At 69.6% G+C, this 12375-nt stretch carries 14 protein-coding genes; 10 read left to right on the forward strand and 4 right to left on the reverse strand.

The genetic code is table 11. The features are described 5' to 3' along the window. Positions 1 to 105: 105 nt before the first annotated feature. Positions 106 to 309, reverse strand: coding sequence for a cold-shock protein (locus tag ACX6XY_RS09670; protein WP_460328221.1), 204 nt, complete (start codon positions 307 to 309; stop codon positions 106 to 108). Between the two features lie 322 nt (positions 310 to 631). On the opposite strand from ACX6XY_RS09670, the gene ACX6XY_RS09675 reads away from it, so the two are divergent. The 5 genes from ACX6XY_RS09675 to ACX6XY_RS09695 all read left to right on the forward strand — a co-directional run bounded on the left by ACX6XY_RS09675 (position 632) and on the right by ACX6XY_RS09695 (position 5197). Beyond that, positions 632 to 1498: a menaquinone biosynthetic enzyme MqnA/MqnD family protein gene (locus ACX6XY_RS09675; protein WP_460328222.1), complete on the forward strand. Its 867-nt coding sequence runs from the start codon at positions 632 to 634 to the stop codon at positions 1496 to 1498. Between the two features lie 174 nt (positions 1499 to 1672). Further along, complete coding sequence (mqnC, locus tag ACX6XY_RS09680; protein ID WP_460328266.1) at positions 1673 to 2872, forward strand: cyclic dehypoxanthinyl futalosine synthase; 1200 nt, start codon at positions 1673 to 1675, stop codon at positions 2870 to 2872. A gap of 7 nt (positions 2873 to 2879) precedes the next feature. Continuing rightward, the gene (locus ACX6XY_RS09685) at positions 2880 to 3536 is read left to right on the forward strand and encodes an imidazolonepropionase-like domain-containing protein (RefSeq protein WP_460328224.1); all 657 of its coding nucleotides are present in this window, start codon (positions 2880 to 2882) and stop codon (positions 3534 to 3536) included. A 47-nt stretch (positions 3537 to 3583) separates the two neighbouring features. Next, a complete protein-coding gene (locus ACX6XY_RS09690) occupies positions 3584 to 4276 on the forward strand; it encodes a demethylmenaquinone methyltransferase (RefSeq protein ID WP_460328225.1) in 693 nt (230 codons plus the stop codon). Between the two features lie 9 nt (positions 4277 to 4285). Beyond that, entirely contained in the window at positions 4286 to 5197 is a 912-nt protein-coding gene (locus ACX6XY_RS09695; protein WP_460328226.1) for a glutaminase, read from the forward strand. On the opposite strand, the gene ACX6XY_RS09700 is transcribed toward ACX6XY_RS09695, so the two are convergent. Together ACX6XY_RS09700 and ACX6XY_RS09705 are read right to left on the reverse strand one after the other, a co-directional pair. Further along, the gene (locus ACX6XY_RS09700; protein WP_460328227.1) at positions 5175 to 5561 is read right to left on the reverse strand and encodes a PASTA domain-containing protein; all 387 of its coding nucleotides are present in this window, start codon (positions 5559 to 5561) and stop codon (positions 5175 to 5177) included. The genes ACX6XY_RS09695 and ACX6XY_RS09700 overlap by 23 nt on opposite strands. 121 nt (positions 5562 to 5682) lie before the next feature. Further along, entirely contained in the window at positions 5683 to 6195 is a 513-nt protein-coding gene (locus tag ACX6XY_RS09705; RefSeq protein WP_460328228.1) for a GNAT family N-acetyltransferase, read from the reverse strand. Positions 6196 to 6293: 98 nt separating this feature from the next. Between ACX6XY_RS09705 and ACX6XY_RS09710 the strand changes: the two genes are divergently transcribed. Beyond that, positions 6294 to 7577: a geranylgeranyl reductase family protein gene (locus ACX6XY_RS09710; RefSeq protein WP_460328229.1), complete on the forward strand. Its 1284-nt coding sequence runs from the start codon at positions 6294 to 6296 to the stop codon at positions 7575 to 7577. Positions 7578 to 7667: 90 nt separating this feature from the next. Here the strand turns inward: ACX6XY_RS09710 and ACX6XY_RS09715 are convergent, their stop codons facing one another. After that, complete coding sequence (locus ACX6XY_RS09715; protein ID WP_460328231.1) at positions 7668 to 8573, reverse strand: C40 family peptidase; 906 nt, start codon at positions 8571 to 8573, stop codon at positions 7668 to 7670. Between the two features lie 766 nt (positions 8574 to 9339). Here ACX6XY_RS09715 and ACX6XY_RS09720 point away from each other — a divergent pair. The 4 genes from ACX6XY_RS09720 to ACX6XY_RS09735 are packed head-to-tail and all read left to right on the forward strand — an operon-like array spanning position 9340 to position 12358. Next, the gene (locus ACX6XY_RS09720; RefSeq protein ID WP_411056787.1) at positions 9340 to 9699 is read left to right on the forward strand and encodes an NADH-quinone oxidoreductase subunit A; all 360 of its coding nucleotides are present in this window, start codon (positions 9340 to 9342) and stop codon (positions 9697 to 9699) included. A gap of 18 nt (positions 9700 to 9717) precedes the next feature. Next, entirely contained in the window at positions 9718 to 10272 is a 555-nt protein-coding gene (locus ACX6XY_RS09725; protein WP_460328232.1) for a NuoB/complex I 20 kDa subunit family protein, read from the forward strand. Beyond that, positions 10269 to 11030 (forward strand): NADH-quinone oxidoreductase subunit C, encoded by a 762-nt coding sequence (locus tag ACX6XY_RS09730; RefSeq protein WP_460328233.1) that lies wholly within the window; start codon positions 10269 to 10271, stop codon positions 11028 to 11030. The genes ACX6XY_RS09725 and ACX6XY_RS09730 overlap by 4 nt, the downstream gene beginning before the upstream one ends. Continuing rightward, positions 11027 to 12358 (forward strand): NADH-quinone oxidoreductase subunit D, encoded by a 1332-nt coding sequence (locus ACX6XY_RS09735; protein WP_460328234.1) that lies wholly within the window; start codon positions 11027 to 11029, stop codon positions 12356 to 12358. The genes ACX6XY_RS09730 and ACX6XY_RS09735 overlap by 4 nt, the downstream gene beginning before the upstream one ends. The last annotated feature ends 17 nt before the right edge of the window (positions 12359 to 12375 follow it).

The following is a 12375-nucleotide window of genomic DNA, read 5'->3' on the forward strand; positions in this document are numbered from 1 at the left end:
GGGGCGCGTACAAGGCAGGAGCCCCGCTTCCACCGCCGAGGCGGAGGGAGCGGGGCTCCTTGGGTACTGCTATCCGTTCCGGATCAAGGAACCGGCGTTACCGGATCAGGCCGGGGTGACGTTCTCGGCCTGCGGGCCCTTCGGGCCCTGCGTGACGTCGAACGTCACCGGCTGGTTCTCCTCGAGGGAGCGGAAGCCAGTGGCGTTGATCGCGGAGTAGTGGACGAAGACATCCGGGCCGCCGCCTTCCTGGGCGATGAAGCCAAAGCCCTTTTCAGCGTTGAACCACTTCACGGTTCCGGTAGCCATAAAGCCCTCCTTGGGCCAAAGGGTTGCCCTGCTCCAGAACCTGCGAGTGTCGACCACTACTGCAAAAGTCTGAAAACGACGAGAGCCTGCGGTCACATGCTCCGCAGGCTCTGTACTGCAAGGGAAACCAAACTGCAACTTGCGGCGAGCCTAGCACGCAGGATGCCGCTAAGGGTAGGGGGCAAGATCACGTCACCCGGATGTCTGAAAGTCGGTGCACAGGGGTTGACGGGGGCGTGTCGAGTGCCTGGCCAGAAGGCGAATGACGGGGCGACGGAGGGGCCGGGGGCGCACCCTGTCGCACGGCGGCTAGTCTCGCGATGTGGACAATTCTCCCCGTAGTCGATCTCCCCGCACCCGGCCCCGCGTCGGCCACATTCAGTTTCTGAACTGCCTGCCCCTCTACTGGGGACTGGCCAGGACCGGGGCGCTGCTCGACCTGGAGCTCTCCAAGGACACTCCGGAGCGGCTCAGCGAGCAGCTGGTGCAGGGCGATCTGGATATCGCGCCGATCACCCTCGTGGAGTTCCTCAAGCACGCCGACGAACTGGTCGCCATGCCGGACATCGCGGTCGGCTGCGACGGACCGGTGATGTCCTGCGTGATCGTGTCGCAGCTGCCGCTCGACCGCCTCGACGGCGCGCGCGTGGCCCTCGGGTCCACGTCCCGCACGTCGGTACGACTCGCCCAGCTGCTGCTCGCCGAGCGGGTGGGGGTGCGCCCCGACTACTACACGTGCCCGCCCGACCTCGGCGTGATGATGCAGGAGGCGGAGGCGGCCGTGCTGATCGGGGACGCGGCGCTGCGGGCCAATCTGCACGACGGCCCACGGCTCGGCCTCCAGGTCCACGACCTGGGGCAGATGTGGAAGGACTGGACCGGGCTGCCCTTCGTGTTCGCGGTGTGGGCGGCGCGGCGCGACTACCTGGCCCGCGAGCCCCAGGTCGTCCACAAGGTGCACGAGGCGTTCCTGGCCTCCCGTGACGTGTCACTCGAAGAGGTCGGCAAGGTCGCCGAGCAGGCGGCGCGCTGGGAGGCCTTCGACGCCGAGGTCCTGGAGCGCTACTTCACCACGCTGGACTTCCGCTTCGGCCCCGCGCAGCTCGCCGGGGTCGCCGAGTTCGCCCGGCGGGTCGGCCCGACGACCGGCTTCGACCCCCACGCGCGCGTAGAGCTGCTCACCCCGTAAGGGGCGGCCCCCCGTACCTCGTAGTACCTCCGTGCAGTACCCCGTCATACCCCGTAGGGCGAGCCGGGGCGGAGCCGCCCGCCCCAGGGCCTGTCAGCGGGCTGGCGTACGCTGGATCGGTCCGCCCAGCCATGGCGAAACCCCATGGCAGACCCTGCTGAAAGGGACATCCCGGTGACCGACAAGGCCGAGCTTCAGTCCGTACTCGACCGCGCCGCCGAGGGTGGGCGGATCACGCCCGAGGAGGCGCTCGACCTCTACCGCTTCGCACCGCTGCACGCGCTTGGCGCGGCCGCCGACGCGGTCCGCAAGCGGCGGTACGCGGGCACCGAGCACATCGCCACGTACATCATCGAGCGCAACATCAACTACACGAACGTGTGCGTGACGGCGTGCAAGTTCTGCGCCTTCTACGCCCCGCCGAAGGCCAAGGACAAGGGCTGGACCCGCGACCTCGACGACATCCTGCGGCGCTGCGCCGAGACCGTCGAGCTCGGCGGCACCCAGGTCATGTTCCAGGGCGGGCACCACCCGGACTTCGGCGTGGAGTACTACGAGCGGCACTTCTCCGCGATCAAGAAGGAATTCCCGCAGCTGGTCATCCACTCGCTGGGCGCGTCCGAGGTCGAGCACATGGCCCGGATCTCCGGCGTCTCGGCGAAGGAGGCGATCGAGCGCATCCACGCCGCGGGCCTGGACTCCTTCGCGGGCGCGGGGGCCGAGCTGCTCCCGGCACGGCCGCGCAAGGCGATCGCCCCGCTCAAGGAGTCCGGCGAGCGCTGGCTGGAGATCATGGAGCTGGCGCACGGCCTCGGCGTGGAGTCGACGTCCACCATGCTGATGGGCACCGGCGAGACCAACGCCGAGCGCATCGAGCACCTGCGCATGATCCGCGACGTACAGGACAGGACCGGAGGCTTCCGGGCCTTCATCCCGTACACGTACCAGCCCGAGAACAACCACCTCAAGGGCCGCACCCAGGCGACGATCTTCGAGTACCTGCGGATGATCGCGATCGCCCGGCTCTTCTTCGACAACGTCGCCCATATCCAGGGCTCCTGGCTGACCACCGGCAAGGAACTCGGCCAGCTCTCGCTGCACTACGGCGCGGACGACCTCGGTTCGATCATGCTGGAGGAGAACGTCGTCTCGTCGGCCGGAGCCAAGCACCGCTCCAACCTGCTGGAGATCATCGACATGATCCGCAAGGCCGACCGCGTACCGGCCCAGCGCACCACGACCTACGAGCACATCACCGTGCACGACGACCCGGCGAACGACCCGGTCGACGAGCGGGTGGCCTCGCACATCTCCTCCACGGCCATCGCGGGCGGCACCGCGCACCCCGAGCTGAAGCTGCTCGCCGCCAACTGAGGCCGTCGTGCTGACGATCCACGCCGCGCCCCTGGTGCTCCCGGTCGGCGCGGCACCGGTACCCGACGGCGCGGTCGCCGTCGACGGCGACCGGATCGCGGCCATCGGCCCGTACGGCGAACTGGCCGCGGCCTTCCCGCGGGGCAGGGTCCGACGCTGGCCCGGCGTGCTCACACCGGGGCTGCGGCAGTGGCACGCGTGCTGGCTGCTCACCCGCGCCTACCACCCCGACCCGCGCGAGGCCGACGCGCTCGGCACCGAGCCGGTCACCGGGGATGCGCTGGCGGAGCTGGCCCCGGCGCTGGACGAGTCCCGCTGGTCGGGCAGCGTACGCCGCGGCCTCCAGCGCATGCTCGCGCACGGCACGACCCACGTCGCCGGTCCCTTCCCCGAGCCGGTACGCCAGGCGGTCATCCGCTCCGGGCTGACCGAGGTGCCCGCGGCCGGCGCGCCGGACATCCCGTCGACCGGCCCCGGCCCCGGCCTCGACCCGTTCGCCGGGTGCCACGACCTGCCGGGCGGTGTGCACACACCCCTGCGCGTCGGCGGACGGGCCGACCTGGCCGCGTTCGACGCCCCCGACGAGGCGGCCCTGGCCGAGCGCGGCGCGGCCTCCTGCGCAGCGACGGTACTGGCCGGTCGCCTGGTGCACCGCACCCGCTGACGCGGGCTCCCGTGAACGGCGCGCGGCACCCCTGCCACAATGGCCCGGTGACCCGCGCATCCCTGGACAAGCAGCCGCACGAAGTCGCCTCGATGTTCGACGACGTGGCCGAGAAGTACGACCTCACCAACGACGTGCTGTCCCTCGGGCAGGACCGGGTCTGGCGCAAGGAGGTCGCCAAGGCGGTGGACGCCCGGCCCGCGCAGAAGATCCTCGACCTGGCCGCGGGCACCGCCACCTCGTCGCTGCCCTTCGCGCGGACCGGCGCGTACGTCGTGCCCTGCGACTTCTCGCTCGGCATGCTCCGGGTCGGCAAGCGGAACCACCCCCACCTCCCGCTGACCGCGGGCGACGCGACCAGGCTGCCGTTCAAGGACGACGTCTTCGACGCCGTCACCATCTCCTTCGGCCTGCGCAACGTGCAGGAGACCAGCGCCGCGCTGCGCGAGCTGTACCGCGTCACCAAGCCCGGCGGCCGGGTCGTCATCTGCGAGTTCAGTCAGCCCGTCTGGACGCCGTTCCGCACGGTCTACACCGAGTACCTGATGCGCGCGCTGCCGCCGGTCGCGCGCGCGGTCTCCTCGAACCCGGACGCGTATGTCTATCTCGCCGAGTCGATCCGCGCCTGGCCCGACCAGCCCGCGCTCGCGGAGCTGCTGAAGGAGGCGGGCTGGTCGAAGGTGGCCTGGCGCAACCTGACCGGCGGCGTGGTCGCGCTGCACCGGGGCTTCAAGGCCTGAGCCCGCCCCGTGGACTACCAGCACATCCTGGAACAGATCGCCGAAGACGTCGCGGCCACCCCCGGCCGCGGCCGGTCGGCCGACTACATCCCCGCGCTCGCCTGTCACGACCCGAGCCGGTTCGGCATAGCGCTCGCGGACATCGACGGCGAGGTGTACGGCGTGGGCGAGTGGCGTACGCCGTTCTCCACCCAGTCGATCACCAAGGTGTTCACGCTCGCCCTCGTCCTGGCCCACGAGGGCGCGGCCCTGTGGGAGCAGGTCGGCCGGGAGCCGTCCGGCAACCCGTTCAACTCCCTGGTCCAGCTGGAGTACGAGAACGGGATTCCGCGCAATCCCTTCATCAACGCGGGCGCGCTGGTCGTCACCGACCGGCTGCAGACCCTCACCGGCGACGCCAGCGAGGACCTGCTGGACTTCTTGCGCGCCGAGAGCGGCAACCCGGATCTCGCGTTCGACCTGGAGGTCGCCGCGTCCGAGTCCGCGCACGGCGACCGCAACGCCGCGCTGGCCCACTTCATGGCCTCGTACGGGAACATCCGGCACCCGGTGCCGACCCTGCTCGACCACTACTTCCGGCAGTGCTCGATCGAGATGAACTGCGCCGATCTCGCCCTGGCCGGGGGCTTCCTGGCCCGGCACGGGGTGCGCGCCGACGGCAGCAGACTGCTGACCCGCAGCGAGGCCAAGCAGGTCAACGCGGTGATGATGACCTGCGGCACGTATGACGCGGCCGGTGACTTCGCCTACCGGGTCGGGCTGCCGGGCAAGAGCGGGGTCGGCGGCGGCATCCTCGCGGTGCTGCCGGGCCGGGGCACGCTGTGCGTGTGGAGTCCGGGGCTCGACGAGCGCGGCAACTCGGTGGCCGGGGTCGCGGCGCTCGACCGCTTCACCACTCTCACGGGCCTGTCGGTGTTCTGAGGAACGACAGCCCGCCGCCCGCGGCGGGGTTGTCCGGGCGGCCGCCCGGCGTCGGCTCGTCTAGCTCGCGCCGCAGGCCGCCCCCTGGGGTTCTGGGCGCGCGCGGCTCCCGCACACCCGCGCCACCGTCCCCCTCACCGGTGCCGAACTCGAACCACAGGGTCACGCGCGAGCCCGGCGGCACTTCGGTACCCGGCGGCGGGTACTGCCGTACGACATGGTCGGTGACGGTCAGATGGAAGTCCGGCCGGTCCGGCGCGTCCAGGTACAGCTCGCAGGCCTCAGCCGCCTCTCGGGCGTCCAGGGCCATCAGCCCGACGAACTTCGGGACTCTCACCTCGGGTGCTGTGCGCACATCCGTCACCCCCAGCCGTACGGGCAGGGTAAGCCGCCACGGGCCCGCGCGGAAGTGCCCCGAAGCCCGGAGCCCGGAGCCCGGAGCCCGGAGCCCGGAGCCCGGAGTCCGGAGGGTGACGGCGAGCGGGTTACGTGCCCAGCGCCAGCCGGAAGCAGTGCGCCTTCGTCTCCCGGCCCGGCATCGCGAGGGTCTCCGCGTGCCGCATGCCAAGACGCCGCGTCACCGCGACGGACCGTGCGTTGCCCGACTTGACCATCGCGACCACCTCCGACGCCCCGGCCGCCCGCAGCCGCTCCAGCGTGACGCGCGCGGCCGCCGTCGCGTAGCCGCGTCCCCACGCGTGGCGCGCGAGCCGCCAGCCGATCTCTATCTCGCCCACCGGGCCCCAGTCGTGCGGCCAGTACTGCGCGCCGGTGAACCCCAGCACCCGGTCGTCCTCGTCGAGCAGCGTCCACAGACAGAAGCCGTGCTCGGCGTCGTGCTTGCGCTGGCGGGCCGTCAGCTCCTGGTACACGGACAGCTCGGCCGGTTCACCGCCGTGGAACTCCATGACCTCGCGGTCGTCGAAGGCCTGGTGCCAGGCGTACGCGTCCTCGTCGGTGGGGACCCGCAGCCGGATCGCGGGAGGTGTCGTGGTCATAGCGCAGCCCTTCAGGTCCGTGATCAGCGCACCCCCATAGACTGCACATGTCCAGTGCCTTCGGCACGCAAATTCCCAAGACCGGGGGAGATCCCGCCGTGACCGAGCTCCTCTCCGAACACAGTGCGGATGTGATCGTCGTCGGGGCCGGGCCAGCCGGCTCGGCGACCGCGTACCACCTGGCGAAGTCCGGACTCGACGTCCTGCTCCTGGAGAAGACCGCGTTCCCGCGCGAGAAGGTCTGCGGCGACGGCCTCACCCCGCGCGCCACCAAGCAGCTCGTCGCCATGGGCATCGACATCTCCGAAGAGGCCGGATGGCTGCGCAACAAGGGCCTGCGCATCATCGGCGGCGGGGTGCGGCTGCAGCTGGACTGGCCGGAGCTGGCCTCGTACCCGGACTACGGTCTCGTCCGCAAGCGCGACGACTTCGACGAGCAGCTGGCGCGGCAGGCGCAGAAGGCGGGCGCCCGGCTGTACGAGCGCTGCAACGTCGCGGAGCCGGTCGTCGACGACCGCACCGGGCGGATCACCGGCGTGCGCGCCAAGCTCGGCGAGGAGAAGCGCGAAGTCACCTTCCACGCCCCCCTGGTCGTCGCCGCCGACGGCAACTCCACGCGGCTCTCCCTCGGCATGGGGCTGCACCGCCGCGATGACCGCCCGATGGGCGTCGCGGTCCGTACGTACTTCACCTCGCCGCGCCACGAGGACGACTACCTGGAGTCCTGGCTCGAACTGTGGGACCGGCGCGGCCCCGAGGACCGGCTGCTGCCCGGCTACGGCTGGATCTTCGGCATGGGCGACGGCACGTCCAACGTCGGCCTCGGCATCCTCAACTCGTCCTCCGCCTTCAAGGAGCTGGACTGGCGTGAGGTGCTGAAGGCCTGGTGCGCCTCGATGCCCGAGGACTGGGGGTACGTCCCCGAGAACATGACGGGGCCGATCCGCGGCGCGGCGCTGCCGATGGCCTTCAACCGGCAGCCGCACTACACGCGCGGGCTGCTGCTCGTGGGCGACGCGGGCGGTCTCGTCAACCCGTTCAACGGCGAGGGCATCGCCTATGCGATGGAATCGGGACAGATCGCGGCGGATGTGATCGTGCAGGCGCACGCCCGGCAGACGCCCGCACAGCGGGAGTTGGCGCTGCAGCGCTACCCGAAGGTCCTGAAGGACACCTACGGCGGCTACTACACGCTGGGCCGCGCCTTCGTGAAGCTCATCGGCAACCCGAAGGTCATGAAGCTCGCCGCGCAGCGCGGCCTCACCCATCCGATGCTGATGCGGTTCACCCTGAAGATGCTCGCCAACCTCACCGACCCGACGGGCGGCGACGCGATGGACCGGATCATCAACGGTCTGAGCAAGGTGGCCCCGCGGTCCTGACCCCGACCGCGGCACGGCGCGGCGCGTACGGCGAAGGGCCGGTGTTCCCGAGCGGGGGAACACCGGCCCTTCGTGTGCCGGGAGGCTTGCTTACAGCACGCGGACCGCGCCGCTCGCCGGGTAGCCCGAGAGGTTCTGGATGACGACGCCCTTGGCGGGGTTCGCGGCGTCCAGGTACTGGCCGTTGCCGATGTAGACACCGGTGTGGAACGCGGAGCCCTTGCCGCCCCAGTAAAGGATGTCGCCGACCTGGAGGTTGGACGTGCCGACCTCGGTGCCGACCATCGACTGGTTCTGCGAGACGCGCGGCAGGTCCACACCGACCTGGCGGAAGGCGGCCTGGACGAGGCTGGAGCAGTCCCAGGCGTTGGGGCCCGTGGCGCCCATGACGTAGGCGTCGCCGAGCTGGGCCTTCAGGAAGGAGATGACCGTCGCGACGCTGCCGCTGGCGGGCGCGCTGGCGCTGGTGGACGCGCTGGCGGAGGAGGACCCCGAGCCGGACGTGGACCCCGAGCCGGATGTGGAGCCGGAGCCGGAGGCGCTGGCGGTGCTGAGCGTGGTGCGCTCGGTGGAGCGGGCGGCGCGCGCTTCGGCGGCGCGCTTCTCCTCGGCTTCCTTCTTGGCCTTCGCCTTGGCGGCCGCCTCGGCCTTCGCCTTGGCTTCCGCCTCAGCCTTGGCCTTCGCCTCGGCGATGGCTTCCTTCTTGGCCTTCTCGGCTTCCTTGGCGGCCTTGGCCGCGGCGGCGTCCTGCTCGGCCTGGAGGTGGTACGTGTCGGCGGCCTGCCGGGTCGCGTCCGCGGCGGCGGTCACCTCGCCCGCGAGTTCGGTGAGCACGGGCAGCTCGATGGTCTCGGTCACCGGCTCGGCCGCGTTCGCCGATCCGGACGCACCGGCCACCGCGAGGGTGCTGAGGACGCCACCGGCGACTCCGGCACGCAGCTTGGTGCCACTGCGGCGGGGCTTCCGGTGGCTCGGTATGTGAGCGGTGTGAGACATGAGTACAACGGCTATCAAGGGATGCGGGTTCCCTTCAAGAAACGTGTGCTGTGCCACAGTTACGCGACGGCGGGCCGAATGCCGGGCGTGTCGCAGCTTATTGACGCCGTAACGGGCAATCCGGACACTGATGATCAAGCCTGTGATCATGGGCTTTCCGAGTTACGTCCGGTTTGCCCCGGACATAGCATCCCTTCGCATCGTTGGCCAAGCCCGCCGCTTTCCGCCGTCGGGCGAAGTGGCGCAGGTCACGGAACGGTCACCGCGGGGGCACGGTTCCCGCCGCCGCCCGCGCGGTGCGGCCCTCCGGGGTCGCGCGCTCGTGAACGCGTGCACGCGATCACCGCCGCCCACGCCCCTCCGGGGTTTCCCCCTGTGGCCCGCCACGGCTCGCCCCGGCGTGCCGTCGAGCCCTTACCAGGAGAGTCTTCGCGTAGCGAATTTGCTTGCAACTGCCACTCCTTGGTAATGGCATCGATCCTCCGACCTGCGGTAACGCGGCCGGATGTCACCTCTGGTGATCACTCCAGAGCTTCGCGTATGAAGATCACCACTCATCCGACTTCATGATCCTTCGTCAGGTGGCAGAGATCACAAAGCCGTTGTCGTACCCCGTGTCGCAGATCACAGAGCGGCGGGCATAGGATGCGGGTCAGTTGGGCTTGTGAACTGCCTCACATAAGCGCGATCTTCGTGAGGCGGGGCGCCGCCCCCGTGAAGTCCGTATGCCGAAGCAGTCAATGCCGACTGAGAGGAGCGAGGAGCGGTGAACGCCTACGTCCCCATCCTCGTACTGGGAGCCCTTGCCGCCGGCTTTGCGATCTTCTCCGTGGTCATGGCCACGCTTATCGGTCCAAAGCGCTACAACCGGGCGCGGCTCGACGCCTACGAATGCGGGATTGAGCCGACGCCGACGGCCGCGGGCGGCGGCCGATTCCCCATCAAGTACTACCTGACGGCGATGCTCTTCATCGTCTTCGACATCGAGATCGTCTTCCTCTATCCCTGGGCTGTCACCTTCGACGCGCTGGGCGTTTTCGGGCTCGTCGAGATGCTGCTCTTCGTGCTCACCGTCTTCGTCGCCTACGCGTACGTATGGCGGCGCGGCGGCCTGGAATGGGACTGAGAGGCTGAGGGGCCACCAATGGGAATCGAAGAGAAACTGCCGAGCGGTTTTCTGCTGACCACCGTCGAACAGGCCGCGGGCTGGGCGCGCAAGTCATCCGTCTTCCCCGCCACCTTCGGCCTCGCCTGCTGCGCCATCGAGATGATGACGACCGGCGCGGGGCGCTACGACATGGCCCGCTTCGGCATGGAGGTGTTCCGCGGCTCGCCGCGCCAGGCCGATCTGATGATCGTGGCCGGGCGGGTCAGCCAGAAGATGGCGCCGGTGCTGCGCCAGGTCTACGACCAGATGCCCAACCCCAAGTGGGTGATCTCCATGGGGGTCTGCGCCTCTTCCGGCGGGATGTTCAACAACTACGCGATCGTGCAGGGAGTCGACCACGTCATCCCGGTGGACATCTACCTTCCGGGATGCCCGCCACGTCCGGAGATGCTCCTGGACGCGATCCTCAAGCTCCACGAGAAGATCCAGACCTCCAAGCTCGGCGTGAACGCCGACGAGGCGGCCCGCGAGGCGGAAGAGGCGGCCCTCAAGGCGCTCCCCACCATCGAGATGAAGGGGCTGCTCCGGTGACCGACGCGAACGACAGCGGCAAGCCCGACCCGGCGAACGAACCCAACCCGGAGAAGGACCTGGGCCGCGACAACCTGCCGGGCCAGCGCGGCGACCACGGCGAGGAGATCCGCGTCCAGCGCGGCATGTTCGGCGCGAACAACGGCGGCGACACCTCGGGCTACGGCGGCCTGGTCCGCTCCGTACGGATGCCGGGACCCGCCACCCGCCCCTACGGCGGCTGGTTCGACGAGGTGGCGGACGAACTGGAAGGCGCCCTGGAAGAGCAGGACCTGCTGCCCGAGAACGCCATCGAGAAGACGGTCGTCGACCGGGGCGAACTCACCTTCCACATCGCGCGCGAGCACCTGGTGCGGGTCGCCAGGACCCTGCGCGACGACCCCGCCCTGCGCTTCGAGCTCTGCCTGGGCGTCTCGGGCGTCCACTACCCCGAGGACAAGGGCCGCGAACTGCACGCCGTCTACCACCTGCGTTCGCTCACACACGGGCGGCTGATCCGTATCGAGACCAGCGCCCCGGACAGCGACCCGCATGTGCCCTCGCTGGTCCCGGTCTATCCGACCAACGACTGGCACGAGCGCGAGACCTACGACTTCTTCGGTCTGGTCTTCGACGGCCACCCCGCCCTCACCCGGATCATGATGCCGGACGACTGGCAGGGCTTCCCGCAGCGCAAGGACTACCCGCTCGGCGGCATCCCCGTCGAATACAAGGGCGCCCAGATCCCGGCTCCGGACCAGCGGAGGTCGTACTCGTGACCACCCCTTCTGCTTCTTCCGCGTCTCCTCGTGAAACCACCGAGGGCACCGTCTACACCGTCACCGGCGGGGACTGGGACGAGGTCGTCCAGTCCGCGGCCGAGGCCGACGACGAGCGCATCATCGTCAACATGGGCCCGCAGCACCCCTCCACACACGGAGTGCTCCGGCTCATCCTGGAGATCGACGGCGAGACGGTCACCGAGGCCCGCTGCGGCATCGGCTATCTGCACACCGGCATCGAGAAGAACCTCGAATTCCGGAACTGGACGCAGGGCACGACCTTCGTCACGCGCATGGACTACCTCATGCCGATCTTCAACGAGACGGCGTACTGCCTGGCGGTCGAGAAGCTGCTCGGCATCGAGGACCAGATCCCCGACCGGGCCACCGTGATCCGGGTCCTGCTGATGGAACTCAACCGCATCGGCTCGCACCTGGTGGCCATCGCCACCGGCGGAATGGAGCTCGGCGCGACCACCGTCATGATCGCCGGATTCCGTGATCGTGAATACATTCTCGACATCTTCGAGCTGATCACCGGCCTGCGGATGAACCACGCGTACATCCGCCCCGGCGGACTCGCCCAGGACCTGCCGCCGGGCGCGGTCGACCTGATCCGTGAGTTCGTCAAGCTGATGACCAAGAACATCGGGGAGTACGACAAGCTCGCCACCGGCAACCCCATCTTCAAGGCCCGGCTGCAGGACGTCGGCCACCTCGACCTGACCGGCTGTATGGCGCTCGGCGCCACCGGCCCGATCCTGCGCGCCACCGGACTCCCGCAGGACCTGCGCAAGACCGACCCGTACTGCGGCTACGAGACCTACGACTTCGAGGTCGCCACCGCCGACACCTGCGACTCCTACGGGCGCTACCTGATCCGCGTGGAGGAGATGCGCCAGTCGCTGCGGCTCGTTGAGCAGTGCCTGGACCGCCTGAAGCCGGGCCCGGTGATGGTCGAGGACAAGAAGATCGCCTGGCCCGCGCAGCTCGCACTGGGCCCGGACGGACTCGGCAACTCGCTCGACCACATCAAGAAGATCATGGGCACCTCGATGGAGGCCCTGATCCACCACTTCAAGCTGGTCACCGAGGGATTCCGGGTCCCGCCGGGGCAGGCCTACGCCGCCGTGGAATCACCCAAGGGCGAACTCGGCGTACACGCCGTCTCCGACGGCGGCACCCGCCCCTACCGGATCCACTTCCGTGAACCGTCCTTCACCAATCTGCAGACCATGGCGGCGATGTGCGAAGGCGGCCAGGTGGCCGACGTCATCGTCGCGGTGGCGTCCATCGACCCCGTGATGGGAGGCGTCGACCGGTGACCGAAGTATCGCTGGGT

It is taken from the genome of Streptomyces sp. O3 (assembly GCF_054788135.1).

Bases quoted from the DNA above. Each gene is read 5' to 3' on its own strand.
- ACX6XY_RS09670 (WP_460328221.1), bottom strand. From the start codon at position 309: ATGGCTACCGGAACCGTGAAGTGGTTCAACGCTGAAAAGGGCTTTGGC.
- ACX6XY_RS09705 (WP_460328228.1), bottom strand. From the start codon at position 6,195: ATGACCACGACACCTCCCGCGATCCGGCTGCGGGTCCCCACCGACGAG.
- ACX6XY_RS09715 (WP_460328231.1), bottom strand. From the start codon at position 8,573: ATGTCTCACACCGCTCACATACCGAGCCACCGGAAGCCCCGCCGCAGT.
- ACX6XY_RS09725 (WP_460328232.1), top strand. From the start codon at position 9,718: ATGGGAATCGAAGAGAAACTGCCGAGCGGTTTTCTGCTGACCACCGTC.